Consider the following 19,964-nt stretch of genomic DNA (forward strand, 5'->3'; position numbering starts at 1 on the left):
CCGCGCCCTCGCGATCGCGTACGAGCACGTCCGCGGGCACCTCACCCGGAGGCCAACCCCGCGAGCGGCGGCAATATTTCACCCGAAATCGCCCGTCACCTGTCGTGGTGTCCTCGACTCGGCCCGCACACCGCGGGGTCCTGGACCGTGGGGGCCGCATCCCGGGCACGATCCCCGGCTCCCGGGTGATCTTCGGGTGTTCTCAGGTGCCGGGCCATCAGCGCCGTCCCGCCGTCTCTCTTTCCTGTCGGCGGCCGCGTCCGCGGTCGGGAGAGTGAGCACGACCATGGACCACGACTGCGGCTGCGGCAACGAGGCCCCAGCTGCGCACCACACCGGGCACGGAACCGGGCACCACACCGCGCCCCTCACGTTCGACGCCGACGGCCAGCTCGTCGTCGGTCCCGTCATCCGGCCGGAGCTGCTCACCCGGCCGTGTCCCATCGGCACGCTGGACGGTTCGTGGCTGCTCGAGCTGGAGCGTCGCACGGTGTTCGGCCCCGAGGTGCGCGGTGCGATGCGCATCGAGGTCGGCAACTCGTCGCTGCGCGTCTCGGGCGACATGTACTCCCGACGGGTCTTCCCGCCGGTCCTCGAGCCCCGCCTGCCGATCCCGAGCCCGTTCCCGATCCCCGACCCGGGGCCCCTCGCGGGCGCCGTCGCCGGAGGAGTGCGACCTGTCGCCGGAGGGCCGGACGCCGACACCGTCGAGCACGGCGCCGAGGCCGGCGAGGCCGGCGCCGCGGGCGACGACGCGGCGGCCCTGGCCTTCCCGCTGCTCGGGTTCCGCTGGTACCCCGCCTTCCCCACCTCGGAGTACTCGTGGTACTTCCGGTCGAACGGCGCCACCTATGCCGGCGGCACCCTGACCGTGCAGATCGTGCGACACCTCTGGAACCGCAGCACGCAGGAGTTCGTCTCGACCGACACGGGCACGCTGACGCTGAGGTGCCGTCGGCCGCTCGTCGTGGCGGCGGCCGCCACGGTCCTCGGCCCGTCGCAGCAGATGACGGGCACGCTGTCGATCGGCGGCACCGTCACCGACGTCACGGCCCGCAAGACGTCGCCGATGTACCGCGGCTGCCGCATCGAGGTCGACGCCATGGTCAACCGCGTGTTCCCGGCGTCCGCCACCATCGGCTCGGGCGCGACCGCGACGGTGCGCTCGGTCTACGCGACCGCGGGCTGGGACGTCACGGTCGTCACGGACGAGATCAACGTGCCGAACGACGCCGATCTCACCAACGCCGAGCTCGCGACCCTCATGACGGGGCACCGCCAGGCGGTCCCGGGCGAGGGATGGCGGCTGTGGCTCTTCGTCGGCTCGTCCCAGGGCGGCCTGTTCGGGATCATGTTCGACGACGACACCGTGCCACGCGAGGGTGCTGCCGGCTTCGCCGACGTGCGGCTCGGCAACGACTCCTTCATCGCGGCGGCGGCGCGCGGCCGGCCCCTCGACGAGGTGCCCGCGGCGTTCCTGCGCACGCTCGTGCACGAGGCGGGGCACGCGTTCAACCTGTGGCACCCGAAGCACGACGTGCACAACCCGGGCATCGGCATCGAGATCATGAACCAGACCGGCGACGTCATGGGCTTCGCCACCGCGGCCAACCCGTACCCGGGCAACGCGGGGTTCGTGTTCTCGGACCACGACCGCACCTCGCTCATCCACTCGCCCGACCCGCAGGTGCGCCCGGGCTGGAAGAACTTCGGGTGGGGGCACGGCGACCTGTCGGCGGGACTCCCGGCGCCGGTCGACGTCGCCGGGCTCGGCGGCGACACGGGCGACGAGGGCCTGGAGCTCACGGTCGCGATGCCGGCCCAGGCATTCGTGGGGGAGTACGTCACGGCCGAGGTCGCGCTGACCAACGTGTCGGACCAGCCGCGCACGGTCACGACGCTGATCAACCTGTCGGAGGGCGACCTCGTCTTCCTGCACACGCCCCCCGACCACTCGCTGCAGCACCTCGTGGACGTCGCGATCGGCTGCGGCCCGCGTCCGACGGTCGTGCTGCAGCCGGGGGAGTCGGTCCGCAACCACGTCCAGGTGTTCTTCACGAACCAGGGCGTCACGTTCACGGAACCGGGCCGCCACACGGTCGCCGCGCAGCTCGAGGTGGACCCGCTGACCACGGTGCGTTCCGCGCCCGTCACGGTCGACGTCCGCGGCCCGGCCAGCGACGCCGAGGTCGACATCAGCGCGAAGACGCTGACGCCGGGCGTCGGCCGTGCCATGGCCCTGGGCGACTTCGCCACGGACGTCTCGGCCCGGGCGGTCCTCACCGACCTGGCCGAGCAGCACAGCGACACCGACACCGGCGCGGCGGGGGCGCTCGTTCTCGCGAACGCGCTCACCCGTACGTTCTCGGACGTCCGTGCCCAGGACGTGCGGGCGGCGGCGCCGGACGAGGCGGCGCACTTCCTCGACCTGGCGCTGTCGGGGCGGTCGGCGCAGCGCGCGGCAGAGCTCGCGGTCACCGTCGCGAGCCCGACCGAGAAGGACGCCCCGGTCGTGGCCGGCACGATCGCGGCACTGAAGCCGCGCGCGAAGGGCGGCGCCCGCTCGGCCGCGGGGAAGGACTTCGCGGCCGCGCAGCGCGTCGCGGCGGACTTCACCGAGCCGCAGGGGCGGTGAACGGGCGACAGGAGGACCGCACGGGGGAAGGATCGACACCGTGACAGACACAGCGGCAGACACCGTGCGGGGCGGCGGGCTGGAGCTCCGGCTCCGGCCCGCCGCGGCCTCCGTCCCCCTCGACCGCGTCGTGTTCGCCGACGTCGAGCTGGTCGCGACGGGCGGCCCCGCCACCGTCAGCGCCCGGCTGAACCTGGTCGAGGGCGACCTGGAGATCGAGGTCGCCGGCGCCGGGCGCACACCGGTGCGGGCCACGTGGCCGTGGCCCGTCGACTCGGCGCCGAGATCCGTCGACCTGCCCGCCGGCGGGCGCCTGGTCGCCGCGGTGCCGCTGATCTCGTCCGGGAGCGTGCCGCTGTTCGCCGCACCGGGCAGGTACGAGCTGACGGCACGGTTCGCCGCGCGCCGGGGTGAGAGCGTCGCGGCGCGACCCGTCGCCCTCGTGCGTACCGCACCCGATGACGCGGCGCTGGCCGCCCGGCTCGGCGACCGCGACGTGCTGCAGTCCCTGCTCGGCGCCGGCGTCATCGGCGCCGCGGCGCCGTCGCTGGAGCTGCTGGCCGCCTCGGCCGACGCCGGTACGGCGGCCGCCGCGAACCTCGCCCTCGGCCGCACGGGCGTCCTCGCCGACGCGGCGGCCGACCCGGCCGTGGTGCGCGCCGTCGCAGCCCTGCTGCCGCCCGGCGCCACCGGGCAGGACGACCGGCGCGACGCCGTCGCCTCCCGTGTCACAGCGCAGGCCGCCGCTCGCGACGCCGCCGCGCTCACCGGGCGGCCGCTCGCGGAGTGAGGGGGAGTTGTCGAGAGAAGCACCACGCCGCTAGGGTCCGCCCTGGACAATTCGCCCATAACAAAATTGGGAGCATGGCGATGACGGCTGACGCGCCGACGGTAGCGCCGACGACAGCGGCGGAGCCGCCGACCACCCCGCGGCCCGCCGCTCCGGAACAGGTCCCGGCGCAGGTCGCAGGGCAGGCCCCGGAGCAGACCCCGCCCCCCGCCACCTTCGGCGCACCGTGGATCCGGACCACCGGCGAGCTGGCCTGGAAGCTGGTCGGCATCGTGGCGGCCGTGGCCATCGTGTTCTACGTGGTGGGCCTGGTCCAGGTCGTGTTCGTCGCCCTGTTCCTCGCGCTGGTCTTCACCACCGTGCTGCTCCCGCTCGGCGACCTCTACGACCGCGTCATGCCGCGCGGCCTGGCCATGGCGGCCTCCCTGCTCACGGCGGTGCTCGCCGTCGGCGCGCTCGTGACCTACGTGGTCACGTCCGTGGTGAGCCGGTGGGAGGACCTCGCCACCGAGTTCGGCAGCGGCCTGACCGACCTCGCCGGGCTGCTCACCGGCATCCCGATGCTGGCGGGGCTCGGCACCCCCGGCGAGTGGCTGGCCGACGGCGGCGCCTGGCTCCAGGCCAACGCCGGCGACTACGCGGGTACCGCCGCCGAGAGCGCCGGATCGATCGCGGAGGGCGCGACCGCCGTCGTCCTCGCGATCTTCTGCACGGTGTTCTTCCTGACCCAGGGCAGCCGCATGTGGCGCTGGGCGCTCGACTTCGTCCCCGCGGACCGGCACGACCGCTGGGAGGCCGCCGCCACCGCGGGCTGGACCGCCTTCTCCGGCTTCACCCGCGGCATGTTCTTCGTCGCGCTGTCCGACGGCATCCTGGCCGGGATCTTCCTGTCCGTCGTCGGGGTGCCGCTGGCGCTCCCGCTGTCCGTCGTGGTGTTCCTCGGCGCGTTCATCCCCATGATCGGCCCCGTCGCCGCCATCGTGATCAGCGTGCTCGTCGCGCTGGCCGCCAAGGGCCCGGTGCTCGCCCTGGTCGTGCTGATCGGCATGGTCGTGGTCGCCCAGATCGACGCCAACGTGCTCCAGCCGCTGATCACCGGCAAGCAGGTCTCGCTGCACCCCGTGGTGATGGCGCTCGTGGTGGCCGCCGGCTCGGTCCTCGGCGGCCTGCTGGGCGCCGTCGTCGCCGTGCCGCTCGCCGGCGTGACCTGGGCGGTGTTCAGCACGCTGCGCCGGACGGCACAGGAGGCGGCGCCCGCGGCGGCGCACGGGGTGACGCGGGGGACCGCGCCGGAGGCCGTCCCCGACCCCGCACCCGGCACGGCGGCCCCCCATGAGGCAGACTGACTCGGTGCCCGACCCCGCACCACGACCCGCCCCACGACCTGCCGCGCCGCAGGCCGGCGTCCCATACCGGGACCCGGCGCGGCGCGACTCCGCGCCGCCGCCGTGGCTGCGCACCTCCGCAGGCTGGTCGTGGCGCCTGATCCTGGTCGTCGCAGGGATCGCCCTGGTGTTCTGGGCGGTCACCCAGGTGCTGCTCGTCTTCGTGGCGGTGTTCCTGGCCCTGGTGTTCACCGCGGTGCTCAACCCGCTCACCGACCTCTACGCCCGGGTCATGCCCCGGGCCCTGGCGACCGCGGCGGCCATCCTGTCCGGCGTGCTCGTGGTCGGCGGCCTCGTGACCTACGTCGTCGTGTCCGTCGCCGGCCAGTGGGAACGGCTCGCGGGGGAGTTCAACACCGGCATCGACCAGATCGTCAGCCTGATCGAGAACAGCCCGTTCCCGGTCGACGTCGAGCTGGACACGCGCGACCAGTGGCTCGACGACGCCGCGAGCTGGATCCAGGAGAACGCCCAGACCCTCGTGGGCCGGGCGGCCGAGAGCGCCGGCTCGATCGTCGAGGGCATCGCCGTGCTGGCGCTCGCGATCTTCTGCACGGTCTTCTTCCTCGCCTCCGGCGGCGCCATGTGGCGCTGGTTCATGCAGCAGGTCCCCGCCCGCACCCGCGGTCGCTGGAACGACGCCGCGGGCGCCGGCTGGTACACCTTCTCCGGCTACACCCGCGGCACGGTGCTCGTCGCGATCACCAACGGCATCCTCGCGGGCATCTTCCTGACCATCCTCGGCGTGCCGCTCTCGGCACCCCTGGCGGTGCTGGTCTTCATCGGCACGTTCATCCCGCTCATCGGCGCCCCGCTGGCCATGATCATCGCGGCCGTGGTCGCGCTCGCGGCCGACGGGCTGCTGACCGCCCTGATCGTCGTGATCGGCATCGCCGGCATCGGCCAGCTCGAGGGGCACGTGCTGCAGCCGCTGATCATGGGCAAGCAGGTCTCGCTGCACCCCGTCGTGGTCGCCCTGGGTGTCACGAGCGGCACGGTGGTCGGTGGCATCCTGGGTGCGATCGTCGCCGTCCCGCTCATCGCCGTGGCCTGGGCGGTCTACAGCACGCTGCGCAAGCCGGTCGACGACGGCGTCGACGAGGCCGGTGACGCGCCCGCCGGCGCGGCCCACGACGCGGACGACGACGTCGGCGAGTAATGACCGACGTCACGCGCCCGACCCTCGTGAGGCCGGGTCGGGAACTGTAAACCTGCAGGTGGGGGCCTATTTTTGTGGCACCATCGACGGATGGAACCGTTCGTCCTGGCCTCGGAGCACGTCCGCCTGTCCGTCCCGACGTACGCGGACGTGGACGCGATCACCGCGGCCTGCCAGGACCCCGCCGTCGCCGAGTGGACGGTGGTGCCGGTCCCGTACGAGCGCAGGCACGCCGAGAGCTTCGTGCGCTACCACGTGGCCGAAGGGTGGGCCAAGGGCTCCGTCTGCACGTGGGCGGTGCGCGCGCCGGGCGACGCCGACGGACCGCTGATCGGCATGGTCGGCCTCACCTGTGAGGGCACCCCGGCCGAGGAGCGCGCGGGGGAGCTCGGCTTCTGGATGACGCCGGACGCGCGCGGGAGGGGGCTGTGCACCGAGGCGTCCCGCCTGGTGCTCGACTGGGCGCTGGACCCTGACGGGCTCGGCCTGTCCGTGGTGACCTGGGTCGCCTACGTCGGCAACTGGGCCTCCCGCCGCGTCGCCTGGCGCCTCGGCTTCCGGCACGAGGCGACCCTGCGCCGGCACGGGCTGCAGCGCGGCGTGCGCCGGGACGCCTGGGTCGGCACGATCCTGCCCGAGGACCCCCGCGAGCCCAACGAGCCGTGGCCCGCCCGGGCGCCGGCCCGGCACCGGGGTGTCGGTGAGCACGTGAGTGTCAGTGAGCATCCGTAGGCTGGGGCGGTGTTCGACGACTTGTTCAGTACGGTGACGACCGACAGCGCGGGTACCCCGACCGCGCGGGCGTCGTCTCCCCTCGCCGTGCGGATGCGCCCGGCCTCGATCGACGAGATAGCGGGGCAGGAGCATCTCCTGGTCCCCGGGTCGCCGCTGCGGCGGCTCATAGAACCAGCAGAGGGCGCCGGCTCCACCCGATCCGCGCCGTCGTCGGTCATTCTCTGGGGGCCGCCCGGTACGGGCAAGACGACGCTCGCCTACCTCGTGGCCACCGTGTCGGGGCGTCGCTTCGTGGAGCTGAGCGCCGTCACCGCGGGCGTCAAGGACGTGCGCCAGGTGGTCGAGGACGCGCGACGCCGGCTCGCCACCGGCGGCGACGAGACGGTGCTGTTCGTCGACGAGGTGCACCGCTTCTCCAAGTCGCAGCAGGACGCCCTGCTGCCCAGCGTCGAGAACCGCTGGGTCACCCTGGTGGCCGCGACCACCGAGAACCCCAGCTTCTCCGTCAACTCCCCGCTGCTGTCCCGCTCGCTGCTGCTCACGCTCAAGCCGCTGGAGACCGACGACGTGCGCGCGCTCGTGCTGCGCGCGGTCACCGACGAGCGCGGCCTGGACGGATCCGTCGAGCTCGACGAGGAGGCCACCGAGCACCTGCTGCGGCTCGCGGGCGGGGACGCACGCAAGGCGCTCACCATCCTGGAGGCGGCCGCCGGCGCGGTGCTCTCGGACGACGACCCGGCGACCGGTGCCGACGGCACCACCCCGCGCATCGGCCTGGCCGACGTCGAGCGCGCCGTCGACGTCGCCGCCGTCCGCTACGACCGCGACGGCGACCAGCACTACGACGTCATCTCCGCGTTCATCAAGTCCATCCGCGGCTCGGACGTCGACGCCGCCCTGCACTACCTGGCCCGCATGGTCGCCGCGGGGGAGGACCCGCGGTTCATCGCGCGGCGCCTGGTCATCTCCGCGGCCGAGGACGTCGGCATGGCCGACCCCTCCGCCCTGCAGACCGCCGTCGCCGCGGCCCAGGCGGTGCAGCTCATCGGCATGCCCGAGGGGCGCATCGTGCTCGCCGAGGCCGTGGTGCACCTGGCCACCGCCCCCAAGTCGAACGCCGCCTACCTCGGCGTCGACGCCGCGCTCGCGGACGTGCGCGCGGGCAAGGTCGGCACGGTGCCGCCGCACCTGCGCGACGCGCACTACGCGGGCGCCAAGCAGATGGGGCACGGCGACGGGTACCGGTACGCGCACGACTGGCCGCACGGCGTCGCGCCGCAGCAGTACCTGCCGGACGTGCTCGCGGGCTCGCGCTACTACGACCCGAGCGACCGCGGGTACGAACGGCAGGTGGCGGAACGTCTGGAGCGCATCCGGGGGATCCTCGGGAGCGACGGCGGCAGCGGCGGCACCGGGATGCGACCGGGCCGGGAAGCGGCAGGGACGTGAGCAGCCCCACGGCGAGCCGGAACGCCGACGTGCGGTAAGATCTTCAGGTTGCCCATGGCAACGCCCTGGGACCTCGGCCCCGCGAGCATGGTGCTCAAACACCCCGCTCCATCGGCTGGTCCCGCACCCGGTGTGGTTCCCCTCGTGGGGGAGCCGTGTCCGGGTGTGACCTTCAATATCAACAGGACAGGACATCACAGTGACTTCTGTGACCCGTGCGCGCCGTCAGGTGCGCCTGAGCCGCAAGCTGGGCCTCGCGCTCACGCCCAAGGCCGTCAAGCACTTCGAGAAGCGTCCGTACCCGCCCGGTGAGCACGGTCGTGCCCGCCGCCGGACCGAGTCGGACTACGCGGTGCGTCTGCGCGAGAAGCAGCGTCTGCGTGCGCAGTACATGCTTCGCGAGAAGCAGCTGCTCAAGGTCTACGAGAACGCCCGCAAGCAGGCCGGCCTGACCGGTGAGGTCATGGTCGAGGACCTGGAGACCCGTCTGGACTCCGTGGTGCTGCGTGCCGGCTTCGGCCGCACCATCCTGCAGGCCCGCCAGCACGTGACCCACCGTCACATCCTGGTGGACGGCAAGATCGTGGACCGCCCGTCGTTCCGCGTGAAGCCCGGCCAGACCATCCAGGTGAAGCCGAAGAGCCAGACCACGGTGCCGTTCCAGGTCGCCGCCGCGGGCGCGCACCGCGACGTGCTGCCGACGCTCCCGGGCTACCTGGACGTGCAGCTCGAGAAGCTGACCGCCACGCTGACCCGTGCACCGAAGCGCGCCGAGGTCCCCGTGACCTGCGACGTGCAGATGGTCGTCGAGTTCTACGCTCGCTGATCGCACCCAGCAGTACCGGACGGCCCCGTCCGCGCCTCGGCGCGGACGGGGCCGTCCGCGCTCTGGGCCCGGGTGACGTTCGACGCCGGGCCGGGCACGACACGGGCACAACGGGGCGACGGGCGAGGGTGGCCGGGGGCGGGATAGGGTGATCGTCGTCCCCCGGCAGAGAGCGTGCCGGACATCTGCGAACCTTCAGGCAGGAGCTGGCGCATGACCCTCGGCGACATCGGAGACGTGGCGGGACTGATCGCGGCGATCGCGTTCGTGCTCCTCGTGGGCTTTCTCGCCGTTCCGTTGTGGAAGCTGGGAAAGCTCCTGGACGAGGCGCGGCTGAGCGTCCGTGACGTCACCGAGCACTCGGTGCCGATCCTCGATGAGGCCGCCAGCACCGTCGCCTCCGCGAACACGCAGCTCGTCAAGGTCGACACGATCACCACGTCCGCGGCGTCGGTCAGCGAGAACGTGTCCGCGCTGACGGGCCTGTACGCGGCGACGCTGGGCAAGCCGCTCGTCAAGGTCGCGGCCTTCTCCTACGGCGTGCGGCAGGCCTTCGGGCAGGCCAAGGGTGGCGGCGGCCGGCACACCGACGGCGACACGAGCGCCGGCGCGAGCGGGGCCGGCGCATGATCCGCCGGCTGTTCTGGGTGGGCGTCGGTGTGGCCGTCACCGTCGTCGTGATCCGCAAGGGCCGCCAGGTGGTCGCGCGGTACACGCCCGAGGCCGTCAGCGAGCGCGCCGCGGCCGCGGTGGACGACGCCGGTGTGCGCCTGGGCCAGATGGCGCGCACGTTCCGGTCGGAGTTCACCACGGCGCGCGCCGAGCGCGAGGCCGAGCTGATGGCCTCCCTCCGCGGCGAGCTGCAGAACCACCAGCGGTAGGCGTCGGCGACAGACGACGACGCCGGCGGCCGCCCGATCATTCAGTTTCCGTCTGCCGCGCTACCAGCGGCAGAATAGGTACGTGCCCGGACAAGCGTCCCGCACCAGAATTTGTGCACCCTCCAGTTCGACCCATCAGTACGACCGAGAAGAAGGACCACTGACCTCATGCGCACCGCCGAGATCCGCAAGCGTTGGCTCGACTACTTCGAAGCTCAGGGCCACGCGGTGGTGCCGTCGGCGTCGCTGATCTCGCCGGACCCGTCGACGCTGTTCACCATCGCGGGCATGGTGCCGTTCATCCCCTACATGACGGCCCAGCAGACCCCGCCGTGGACGCGCGCCACGAGCGTGCAGAAGTGCGTGCGCACGCTCGACATCGACGACGTCGGCAAGACCACGCGGCACGGCACGTTCTTCCAGATGAACGGCAACTTCTCGTTCGGCGACTACTTCAAGGCCGACGCCATCCGCATGGCCTGGGACTTCCTCACGGGCTCGCTGGAGGACGGCAAGCTGGGCATCGACCCGGACAAGCTGTGGGTCACCGTCTACTACGAGGACGACGAGGCCCGCCAGCTCTGGAAGGACATCGTCGGCCTGCCCGACGAGCGCATCCAGGGCCTCGGCAAGAAGGACAACTACTGGTCCACCGGCCAGCCCGGCCCGGCCGGCCCCTGCTCGGAGATCTTCTACGACCGGGGCGCCGCCTACGGCCCGGACGGCGGCCCCCTGGTCGACGAGGGCGGCGACCGCTTCGTCGAGATCTGGAACCTCGTGTTCATGCAGTACGCCATCGACGACGTGAAGTCCAAGGAGGACTTCCGCATCGTCGGCGAGCTGGCCAAGAAGAACATCGACACCGGCATGGGTCTGGAGCGTGTTGCCTTCCTGCTGCAGGGCAAGGACAACATGTACGAGATCGACGAGGTGTTCCCCGTCATCGAGGCCGCCGAGAAGCTCAGCGGCAAGAAGTACGGCGAGAACCACGACGACGACGTGCGGATGCGCGTCGTGGCCGACCACGTCCGCTCGGCCCTGATGATCATCGGCGACGGCGTGCGCCCCTCGAACGAGGGCCGCGGCTACGTGCTGCGCCGGCTGCTGCGCCGCTCCGTGCGCGCGATGCGCCTGCTCGGCGTCGACGGCGTCGCCCTGCCGTCGCTGCTGCCGGTCTCGAAGGACGCCATGGCCCCCTCCTACCCGGAGCTGGGCACCAACTTCGAGCAGATCTCGGCCGTCGCCTACGCCGAGGAGGAGGCCTTCCGGCGCACGCTCGCCTCGGGCACCACGATCCTCGACAGTGCCGTGGCCGGCCTCAAGAAGCAGGGCGGCGAGCACCTGGTGCTGCCGGGCGAGGCCGCCTTCCAGCTGCACGACACCTACGGCTTCCCGATCGACCTCACCCTCGAGATGGCCGCCGAGCAGGGTGTGCAGGTGGACGAGCAGGCCTTTCGCTCGCTCATGCAGGAGCAGCGCACCCGCGCCCGTGCCGACGCGCTGGCCAAGCGCACCGGCGGGGCCGACGTCGCCGCCTACGAGGCCCTGGAGAAGGAGCTCACGGCCCCGGTCGAGTTCCTCGGGTACACGCAGACGGACGCCTCGGTCCGCGTCGCCGGCCTGCTCACCGGCGGCGTGCCCGCCCCGGCCGTCACGGCCCCGGCCGAGATCGAGGTCGTCCTGGACCGCACCCCGTTCTACGCCGAGGCCGGCGGCCAGCTCGCCGACCACGGCACGATCGTGCTCGACGGCGGCGCCACCATCGAGGTGGACGACGTGCAGCGCCCCATCAAGGGCCTGAACGTGCACCGCGGCCGCCTGATCGAGGGCACGGTGGCGCTCGGCGACCCGGGCACCGCGCAGATCGACACGGCCCGCCGCAAGGCCATCAGCCGGGCCCACTCGGCCACGCACATGATCCACAAGGCCCTGCACGAGCTCGTCGGCCCGGACCGCACCCAGGCCGGCTCGGAGAACGCCCCGAGCCGGATCCGGTTCGACTTCCGCTCGCCGTCCGCCGTCTCGGCCTCGGCCCTGACGGAGATCGAGGAGCGCGTCAACGTGCGCCTCGCCGACAACCTCGAGGTGACCGACCAGCTCATGCCGATCGCGAAGGCCCGCGAGGCCGGCGCCATGGCGCTGTTCGGCGAGAAGTACGGCGACGTCGTCCGCGTGGTCTCGATCGGCGACGACTGGTCGCGCGAGCTGTGCGCCGGCACGCACGTCAAGCAGACCGGTCAGCTCGGCCGGGTCACGCTGCTGGGCGAGTCGTCGATCGGCTCCGGCGTGCGCCGCGTCGACGCCCTGGTGGGTGACGGCGCCTACGGTTTCCAGGCCAAGGAGCACGCGCTGGTGGGCCAGCTCACCGGCCTGCTCAACACGCGCCCCGAGGACCTGCACGAGCGGGTCGGCTCGCTCGTCGCGCGTCTCAAGGAGGCCGAGAAGGAGCTCGCCACGCTGCGGCAGGGCCAGCTCCTGGCCGTCGCCGGCAAGCTCGCCGCCGAGGCCCCGCGCGTGGGCGACGTCCGCGTCGTCACGCACGACGCCGGCGAGGCCCAGGCCGACGACCTGCGCGCCCTTGTGCTCGACGTGCGCGGCCGTCTCGGCGAGGCCGAGCCCGTCGTGGCCGCCGCCGGCGGTGTGTCGGGCGGACGCCCCGTCGTGGTCGTCGTGACCAACGCCGCCGCCCGTGCCGCCGGCTACAAAGCCGGTGACCTGGTGCGCTCCGCCGCCCAGACCCTCGGTGGCGGTGGCGGCGGCAAGCCGGACATGGCCCAGGGCGGCGGCACCGACCCGGCCAAGCTGGGCGAGGCCCTGGCGGGCATCGCCGAGGGCGTGCGCCTGGCCGCAGTGGGTGCCTGACGTCGTGACGGACACCGGTACCGAGCCGGGCCTCCCGCGGGGGGCCCGGCTCGGGGTCGACGTCGGCATGGCCCGGATCGGGCTGGCCGCGAGCGACCCCGACGGGCTGGTCGCCACCCCCGTGGAGACCGTGCCGCGGGTGCTGGCGGGCTCGGGGAAGCAGGGGTCACCGAGCGCGGAGGGCACCACGGCCGACGTGAAGCGGATCGTGGCCGAGGTGGTCGAGCGGTTCGCCGCCGTCGTCTACGTGGGGCTGCCCCGGCACCTGTCCGGCAAGGAGGGCGCGGCCACCGCCGACGCCCGCAGGTTCGCGGCCCGGCTGACCGTGGCCCTGGCCGCCGTCGGCGAGCGCGCTGAGGTACGCCTCGTGGACGAGCGGATGACGACCGTGTCGGCGCACCAGGCGCTCCACGCGGCGGGCAGAAAAACAAAGAAGCACAGGTCCGTGATCGATCAGGCCGCAGCCGTTATCATTCTGCAATCTGCACTAGACGCGGAGCGGGCGAAGGGGGAGCGCGCCGGCGAGCTCGTCGAGGTGCGGACCGTGCACGACACGCACGAATGAGCTCAGCGCCACCCCCCATGGACACCCCCCGACGAAGGACAGTGAGTCTCCGGTGACGGACCTCTTCACGGCGCCCCCGCGCTCCCAGGCAGATCCCTCGTTCCCCGGGCCGAGATCAGGCCGGAGAGCCCAGCGGCGGCGTCGGCGCAACAAGCGCGGCCGCGCGGTGATCGTGCTGCTCGTGGCCCTCGTGCTGGTCGGCGGATCGGGCTACGCGATCTGGAGCAACCTCGATTCCCTGATGGGGCTGACCAACCCGCTGGAGTCCAAGGACTTCCCGGGTCCGGGCGGCGAGCAGGTCGACGTCGAGATCCCCGAGGGCGCGACGGGCACGGTCATGGGCCAGGAGCTGTACAAGGCCGGTGTGGTCGCCAGCGTGTCGGCGTTCACCGCTGCCTTCGAGGCCAACCCGGACTCGGTGTCGATCCGCCCCGGTACGCACGCCATGCTCGAGGAGATGCCCGCGCGGGACGCCGTCGCCCTGCTCGTGAAGAACGAGATGGTGGACCTGCAGCTCACCATCCCCGAGGGCTACACGGTGGACCAGATCGTGGAGCGCGCGGTGCAGGTCACGGGCCTGCCCGCCGAGGACTTCGAGGCCGCGCTGAAGAAGCCGGCCACGTTCGGCCTGCCGAAGCAGGCCGACGGCGACGCCGAGGGGTGGCTCTACGCCGGCACCTACGCGCTCAAGCCCGACAAGGACACCGCTGCCGGGCTGCTGACGCAGATGGTCGACCGCACCGAGCAGGCCCTGCGGAAGAAGGACATCCCGGGCGGCGACTGGGAGGACGTGCTGACCAAGGCCTCGCTGGTGGAGCGGGAGGGCCTGCACGCCGAGGACAAGCCGAAGATCGCCCGCGCGATCGAGAACCGGCTCGAGGACGGCATGATCCTCCAGATCGACGCCGCGGTCGCCTACGGCGCCGGCAAGCCCGGTACCGAGCTGACCAAGGAGGACCTGCGCAACGAGAAGAACCCGTACAACACGTACGAGCACACGGGGCTGCCGCCGGGTCCGATCGCGAGCCCGGGGGAGACCTCGATCGACGCCGTGCTCCACCCCACGCCGGGCGACTGGAAGTACTGGATCACGGTCAACCTGGACACGGGCGAGACCAAGTTCTCGGAGACCTACGAGCAGCACCTCGCCTACCAGCAGGAGCTTCGCGACTGGCAGGCGGCCAACGGCTGAGGGTGACGAATCCCCGGAGTTGGCCGGGAATGTACCGATCGGGGTAGCGTTCGCGGCACCCGGGCTGTGATGCGATCGTGACGTGCGGTTGCAGTGTCGTGTTCCCGGTTGGTGACCAGCGTGGTTCGTCCAGTGATCCGCGCACCGTAGAGGATGGAGCGAGCGCGTGACCCAGGCCCTTCCGGGAGTGAATTATCAGGGGCCACCGAGGCACGCCAGCGGCTCGCGCGGTGGCCGGGGGGACCGCGACGGCAGCCACCGCCAAGGACGTCGGAGCGGGAGCCGGGGCGGCGGCGGGCGCGGCCCGCTGCGCCCGGTGCTGATCGCCGTCGTCGCCGCGGTGGTCGTCGTGGGCGCCCTGGGCGCGTGGACGGTGAAGAACGACGGCTACCTCTTCGGGATCGAGACGCCGTTAGCCGCCGCCGACTACGAGGGCACCGGCGGCGATCCGGTCGCCGTCGACATCCCCGAGGCGGCCAACGGCTACACGATCGGCGCGGAGCTCGAGGCGAAGGACGTGGTGGCGAGCGCCGAGGCGTTCGTCCGGGCGTTCAACGCCAACCCGGACGCCGGGGGGATCCAGCCGGGCACGCACCAGATGAAGCTGCAGATGAGCGCGGAGTCGGCCGTGGCTCTGCTCGCGGAGAACAAGGTCGACCGCGGCGGGCTGACCGTCGTCGAGGGCCACACCGTGGCGCAGATCAAGGACACGATGGTCGAGCAGGGCTGGCCCGAGGCGGACGTGGACGCGGCCCTCGCGGACCCGGCGGCACTCGGCCTGCCGACGGAGGCCGGGGGAGAGCTGGAGGGCTGGCTGGCGGCGAGCACGTACGACGCCAAGCCCGACACGGTGAGCGCGGCGGACGTGCTGGGGCAGATGGTCGCCCTGACCGTGCAGGAGCTCGGCGCGCTCAAGGTGCCGGCCGACCAGCGCAACGACCTGATCATCAAGGCCTCCCTGGTCGAGCGCGAGGCGCCGGACAACTACCGGGGCGAGGTGGCCCGGGTGATCGACAACCGGCTCGCCGCGAACGAGCCGCTCGGCCTGGACGCCATCGACTCCTACGGGCGCAAGAAGCCGTCGCACCTGATCACCTCCGAGGAGTTCCAGGACAAGTCGTTCCCGTACGCCTCGCGCGTGGTCGCAGGGCTGCCGCCGACCGCGATCGGCGCGCCCAGCAACGCCTCCCTGGAGGCGGTCATGAACCCGCCCGAGGGTCCCTGGCGGTGGTACGTGACGGTGAACCTCGAGACGCAGGAGACCAAGTTCACCGACAACTACGACGAGTTCCTCGTCTTCAAGGACGAGTACCAGGCCTGGGCAGCGGAGAACGGCTACTGACATGAGCGCCACCCCCTCGCGCCGGGCGGCCGTGCTCGGCCACCCCGTCGCGCACTCCCTGTCCCCGGTGCTGCACACCGCCGCCTACCGGGCCCTCGGCCTGGCCGGCTGGGACTACGGCGTGCACGACGTCACCGAGGACGCCCTGGCGGGCTTCCTGGACGACACCGAGCGGGACCCGGCGCAGGCCTGGGCCGGGCTGAGCCTGACGATGCCGCTGAAGCAGGCGGTCATCCCGCTGCTCGACCACGTCGAGCCGCTCGCCGAGGCGGTCGGCGCCGTGAACACGGTGCTGTTCACGGCGGTCGGCGGCGTGACCAGCACGACCGGCACCAACACCGACGTGCACGGCATCGTCGCGGCGCTACGCGAGGGGCTGGGCGCGGGCGTGGCCGCGGGTCCCGGTAACCGTCCGGTCGCCGAGGCCGTGGTTCTGGGCGGGGGCGCCACAGCGGCGTCCGCCCTGGCGGCGCTGGCCGAGCTGGGCTGCGCGTCGGCGCAGGTCTTCGTGCGCTCCCTGGACCGCATCGGTCCGCTGCGCGAGGCCGTGGCCCGGATGGGCGTGACCCCGTCGTTCGAGGTGTTCGACGACAAGGCGACGACGTCGGCCCTGGCGAGCGCGGACGCCGTCGTCTCCACGACGCCGAAGTACGCCGCCGACACCTGGGCGAAGCTGCTGACCGACGGCGCGCGCGGCGCCGCGCGCGACGGTGGCGCGGGCGGAGGCGATGAGGGCGGCGGCAGCGCCGCGCCCCGCGGCGTCCTGCTCGACGTCGTCTACGACCCCCGGCCGACCGCCCTGCAGTCCGCGTGGACGGCGCTCGGCGCCCGCGCGGTGGGCGGCGAGCGCATGCTGCTGCACCAGGCCGCGGAGCAGGTGCGCCTGATGACAGGGCAGGTGGCGCCGCTGGCGGCCATGGACGAGGCACTCCGCGCGGCCCTGGCCGTCCCGGCCTGACCTCGACTGCCCCCTGGCCCGTCGGGAGCGACACGCCGACGCCAGATCCTCGCGACCGTCGGTGTGTCGCCCACCGGACCGGTGCGCGGACCCCGTCACGCGCGTGAAACAATCCGACCATGCTGCGTTGGTTGACATCGGGTGAGTCGCACGGTCCCGCACTCGTGGGCATGATGGAGGGTCTGCCCGCCGGGGTGGAGCTGACGACGTCGGACATCCAGGGCGCCCTGGCGCGCCGCCGCCTCGGCTACGGCCGCGGCGCCCGGATGAAGTTCGAGCAGGACCAGGTGCGCGTCCTCGGCGGGCTGCGCCACGGCCTCACGCAGGGCGGGCCGCTCGCGATCGAGATCGCCAACACGGAGTGGCCCAAGTGGACCGACGTCATGTCGGCCGACCCGGTGCCCGCCGAGGCGCTCCTCGTCGACGCCGGCACCGGCGACGAGCGCGAGGTGGCCCGCAACCGGCCGCTGACCCGCCCGCGTCCCGGGCACGCCGACCTCATCGGCATGCGCAAGTACGGCTTCGAGGACGCCCGGCCCGTGCTGGAGCGCGCCTCCGCCCGCGAGACCGCGGCGCGTGTGGCGCTCGGCGTGGCCGCCGCGAAGTTCCTCGAGCAGGCGCTCGGCATCCGCCTCGTGTCGCACGTGGTCGCCATCGGCGAGGCCGAGGCGCCCGACGACGCCGCGCTGCCGACCCCGGACGACGTCGCGGCGCTCGACGCCGACCCGGTGCGCTGCTTCGACGCCGCCTCCTCCAAGCTCATGGTCGAGGAGATCGACCTCGCCAAGAAGGACGGCGACACGCTGGGCGGCGTCGTCGAGGTGCTCGCCTACGGCGTGCCCTCCGGCCTGGGCACCTACGTGCAGGGCGACCGCCGGCTCGACGCGCGGCTGGCCGCCGCCCTCATGGGCATCCAGGCGATCAAGGGCGTCGAGGTCGGCGACGGCTTCCGTACCGCCCGTCGTCGCGGCAGCGCCGCGCACGACGAGATCGTCCGGGGAACCGCCCCCGACGGCCGCCCCGGTATCGAGCGCACCACCAACCGTGCCGGCGGCATCGAGGGCGGCATGTCGAACGGCGAGATCGTGCGCGTGCGCGCCGCGATGAAGCCCATCTCGACCGTCCCGCGGGCGCTGCCGACCGTGGACACCGCCACGGGCGAGCCCGTCACGGCCCACCACCAGCGGTCCGACGTCTGCGCGGTGCCGCCCGCCGCCGTCGTCGCCGAGGCGATGGTGGCCCTCACCCTGGCCGAGGCCGCCGTCGAGAAGTTCGGCGGGGACTCCGTGGCCGAGGTGCGGCGCAACCTCGAGTCCTACGTGGCCGCCATCCCGGAGCTGCTGCAGTGACGCGCTCCGCCGACGCGACCCGTCCGGTCGCCGTCATGATCGGACCGCCCGGCTCCGGCAAGTCGAAGGTGGGCCGCACGCTCGCCGCGGGCCTGGGCGTCACGATCCGGGACACCGACGCGGACATCGAGGAGCGGGCCGGCAAGCCTGTCAGCGAGATCTTCGTGGACGACGGCGAGCCCCACTTCCGCGAGCTGGAGTCGGCGGCCGTGCTCGCCGCGCTCGCGGAGCACGACGGCGTGCTGTCGCTCGGCGGCGGCGCCGTCATGAGCCTGGCCACCCAGGCGGCCCTGACCCGGTACGCGGCCGACGGCGGGCACGTCGTCTTCCTCGACGTGCCGCTGGCGATCGCGGCCCAGCGGGTCGGCATGAACCAGGCCCGCCCGCTGCTGCTCGGCAACCCGCGCGCGCAGTGGCAGAAGCTGATGACCGAGCGGCGTCCCACGTACGAGCGCCTGGCGACCCTGACGATCGTGTCGAGCGACCGGCCGGGCGAGCAGGTCGCGGCGGAGATCATCGAGGCCCTCGGCCTGGAGCTGCGCGTGCCGGAGCTGACGGACCCCAAGCGGGCCGAGGCCGAGCAGAACGCCGCGGCGCAGAACACCGCCGAGGAGAACAAGACGGAGGAGAACGTCACGTGAGCACCGACAGCGCCCCCACCCGGATCACCGTCCGGGGAGACGCCCCCTACGACGTCGTCATCGGCCGGCACCTGCTGGGTGAGCTGCCGGGGCTGGTGGGCAAGGCCGCCAAGGTGATGGTGATCCACCCCGCCGCGCTGTCGGCGACGGCGGACGCGATCGCCGAGGACCTCAAGGCGGCGGGCTACGAGGCGTTCGTCGCGGAGGTGCCGGACGCCGAGTCGGCCAAGACGCCGCAGGTGGCCGCGTTCCTCTGGGGTCTGCTCGGGCAGCTGGACTTCACGCGCTCGGACGCGATCGTCGGCGTCGGCGGGGGAGCGACCACCGACCTCGCCGGCTTCGTGGCGGCGACCTGGCTGCGCGGCATCCGCGTGGTGCACGTGCCGACGACGCTGCTCGCGATGGTCGACGCGGCCGTGGGCGGCAAGACTGGTATCAACACGGCCGAGGGCAAGAACCTCGTGGGCGCGTTCCACCCGCCGGCAGGCGTGCTGTGCGACCTCGCGGCGCTCGGCTCGTTGGACAAGTGGGACCTCGTCGCGGGCATGGCCGAGGTGGTCAAGACGGGCTTCATCGCCGACCCGGTGATCCTCGACCTGGTCGAGGCGCACGTCGACGAGCTGCGGAACTGGGCCGGCGCCGATGCCACGGACGAGACCTGGGCCGTGATCGCCGAGCTCGTGGAGCGGTCGGTGCGGGTCAAGGCCGAGGTGGTGGGAGAGGACCTCAAGGAGGCCGGCCTGCGCGAGATCCTCAACTACGGGCACACGCTGGGGCACGCGATCGAGCTGGTCGAGCGCTACCAGTGGCGCCACGGCGCCGCGGTGAGCGTGGGCATGATCTTCGCCGCCGAGCTCGCCCGGATGGCCGGCAAGCTGCCCGACGACGTCGCCGACCGGCACCGCTCGCTGCTGGACTCGCTGGGGCTGCCGGTGCACTACCGGGGCGACCGCTGGGACCAGTTGCTCGCCGCGATGCGCCGCGACAAGAAGGCTCGCGGCGACCTGTTGCGGTTCGTGGTGCTGGACGACGTCGCCAAGCCGGTGCGGCTGGAGGGTCCCGACCCGACGCTGCTGGCCGCCGCCTACGCCGAGGTGGCCAAGGAGCCGCCGACGAAGGGCCCGGGCACCCCGGTCACGCTGACGCTGGGCTGAACTCTCACCTTTGAGGCCTGTGTTTCTTCGCTTTGAGCCCC

At 72.9% G+C, this 19,964-nt stretch carries 17 protein-coding genes; all 17 read left to right on the forward strand.

Annotated elements, in window-relative coordinates; genetic code table 11:
* Positions 1-274: 274 nt before the first annotated feature.
* The 17 genes from QRN56_RS15195 (at position 275) to aroB (ending at position 19,923) form a co-directional block, all read left to right on the forward strand.
* The gene (locus tag QRN56_RS15195) at positions 275-2,635 is read left to right on the forward strand and encodes a hypothetical protein (RefSeq protein WP_285104613.1); all 2,361 of its coding nucleotides are present in this window, start codon (positions 275-277) and stop codon (positions 2,633-2,635) included.
* 40 nt (positions 2,636-2,675) lie between these two features.
* A complete protein-coding gene (locus QRN56_RS15200; protein WP_285104614.1) occupies positions 2,676-3,425 on the forward strand; it encodes a hypothetical protein in 750 nt (249 codons plus the stop codon).
* Between the two features lie 74 nt (positions 3,426-3,499).
* On the forward strand, positions 3,500-4,771 hold the full coding sequence (locus QRN56_RS15205) for an AI-2E family transporter (RefSeq protein WP_285104616.1): 1,272 nt from the start codon (positions 3,500-3,502) through the stop codon (positions 4,769-4,771).
* The gene (locus tag QRN56_RS15210) at positions 4,758-5,969 is read left to right on the forward strand and encodes an AI-2E family transporter (RefSeq protein ID WP_285104618.1); all 1,212 of its coding nucleotides are present in this window, start codon (positions 4,758-4,760) and stop codon (positions 5,967-5,969) included. Before QRN56_RS15205 ends, QRN56_RS15210 begins: the two co-directional genes overlap by 14 nt.
* A gap of 90 nt (positions 5,970-6,059) precedes the next feature.
* Complete coding sequence (locus tag QRN56_RS15215; protein WP_285104620.1) at positions 6,060-6,701, forward strand: GNAT family N-acetyltransferase; 642 nt, start codon at positions 6,060-6,062, stop codon at positions 6,699-6,701.
* Between the two features lie 9 nt (positions 6,702-6,710).
* A complete protein-coding gene (locus QRN56_RS15220; protein ID WP_285104622.1) occupies positions 6,711-8,153 on the forward strand; it encodes a replication-associated recombination protein A in 1,443 nt (480 codons plus the stop codon).
* Between the two features lie 199 nt (positions 8,154-8,352).
* The gene (gene rpsD, locus QRN56_RS15225; protein WP_182615637.1) at positions 8,353-8,979 is read left to right on the forward strand and encodes a 30S ribosomal protein S4; all 627 of its coding nucleotides are present in this window, start codon (positions 8,353-8,355) and stop codon (positions 8,977-8,979) included.
* Positions 8,980-9,192: 213 nt separating this feature from the next.
* Positions 9,193-9,609, forward strand: a complete 417-nt coding sequence (locus QRN56_RS15230) for a DUF948 domain-containing protein (RefSeq protein ID WP_285104624.1) — start codon at positions 9,193-9,195, stop codon at positions 9,607-9,609.
* Complete coding sequence (locus QRN56_RS15235; protein WP_285104626.1) at positions 9,606-9,860, forward strand: hypothetical protein; 255 nt, start codon at positions 9,606-9,608, stop codon at positions 9,858-9,860. Before QRN56_RS15230 ends, QRN56_RS15235 begins: the two co-directional genes overlap by 4 nt.
* 168 nt (positions 9,861-10,028) lie before the next feature.
* A complete protein-coding gene (gene alaS, locus QRN56_RS15240) occupies positions 10,029-12,722 on the forward strand; it encodes an alanine--tRNA ligase (protein WP_285104628.1) in 2,694 nt (897 codons plus the stop codon).
* Positions 12,723-12,726: 4 nt separating this feature from the next.
* On the forward strand, positions 12,727-13,287 hold the full coding sequence (gene ruvX / locus QRN56_RS15245; protein ID WP_285104630.1) for a Holliday junction resolvase RuvX: 561 nt from the start codon (positions 12,727-12,729) through the stop codon (positions 13,285-13,287).
* A gap of 52 nt (positions 13,288-13,339) precedes the next feature.
* Positions 13,340-14,479, forward strand: a complete 1,140-nt coding sequence (gene mltG / locus QRN56_RS15250; RefSeq protein ID WP_285104632.1) for an endolytic transglycosylase MltG — start codon at positions 13,340-13,342, stop codon at positions 14,477-14,479.
* 316 nt (positions 14,480-14,795) lie between these two features.
* Positions 14,796-15,821, forward strand: a complete 1,026-nt coding sequence (locus QRN56_RS15255; protein WP_285104634.1) for an endolytic transglycosylase MltG — start codon at positions 14,796-14,798, stop codon at positions 15,819-15,821.
* Position 15,822: 1 nt separating this feature from the next.
* On the forward strand, positions 15,823-16,779 hold the full coding sequence (locus tag QRN56_RS15260) for a shikimate dehydrogenase (RefSeq protein ID WP_285104636.1): 957 nt from the start codon (positions 15,823-15,825) through the stop codon (positions 16,777-16,779).
* Between the two features lie 119 nt (positions 16,780-16,898).
* Positions 16,899-18,128, forward strand: coding sequence for a chorismate synthase (gene aroC / locus QRN56_RS15265; protein WP_285104638.1), 1,230 nt, complete (start codon positions 16,899-16,901; stop codon positions 18,126-18,128).
* Positions 18,125-18,769 (forward strand): shikimate kinase, encoded by a 645-nt coding sequence (locus tag QRN56_RS15270; RefSeq protein ID WP_350224573.1) that lies wholly within the window; start codon positions 18,125-18,127, stop codon positions 18,767-18,769. Before aroC ends, QRN56_RS15270 begins: the two co-directional genes overlap by 4 nt.
* Positions 18,766-19,923, forward strand: coding sequence for a 3-dehydroquinate synthase (aroB, locus tag QRN56_RS15275; protein ID WP_285104640.1), 1,158 nt, complete (start codon positions 18,766-18,768; stop codon positions 19,921-19,923). Before QRN56_RS15270 ends, aroB begins: the two co-directional genes overlap by 4 nt.
* The last annotated feature ends 41 nt before the right edge of the window (positions 19,924-19,964 follow it).

Source organism: Promicromonospora sp. MEB111, assembly GCF_030209445.1.
Classification (GTDB): Bacteria; Actinomycetota; Actinomycetes; order Actinomycetales; family Cellulomonadaceae; genus Promicromonospora.

Bases quoted from the DNA above. Each gene is read 5' to 3' on its own strand.
- QRN56_RS15205 (WP_285104616.1), top strand. From the start codon at position 3,500: ATGGCGATGACGGCTGACGCGCCGACGGTAGCGCCGACGACAGCGGCG.
- QRN56_RS15210 (WP_285104618.1), top strand. From the start codon at position 4,758: ATGAGGCAGACTGACTCGGTGCCCGACCCCGCACCACGACCCGCCCCA.
- QRN56_RS15215 (WP_285104620.1), top strand. From the start codon at position 6,060: ATGGAACCGTTCGTCCTGGCCTCGGAGCACGTCCGCCTGTCCGTCCCG.
- QRN56_RS15230 (WP_285104624.1), top strand. From the start codon at position 9,193: ATGACCCTCGGCGACATCGGAGACGTGGCGGGACTGATCGCGGCGATC.
- QRN56_RS15235 (WP_285104626.1), top strand. From the start codon at position 9,606: ATGATCCGCCGGCTGTTCTGGGTGGGCGTCGGTGTGGCCGTCACCGTC.
- alaS (WP_285104628.1), top strand. From the start codon at position 10,029: ATGCGCACCGCCGAGATCCGCAAGCGTTGGCTCGACTACTTCGAAGCT.
- QRN56_RS15260 (WP_285104636.1), top strand. From the start codon at position 15,823: ATGAGCGCCACCCCCTCGCGCCGGGCGGCCGTGCTCGGCCACCCCGTC.
- aroC (WP_285104638.1), top strand. From the start codon at position 16,899: ATGCTGCGTTGGTTGACATCGGGTGAGTCGCACGGTCCCGCACTCGTG.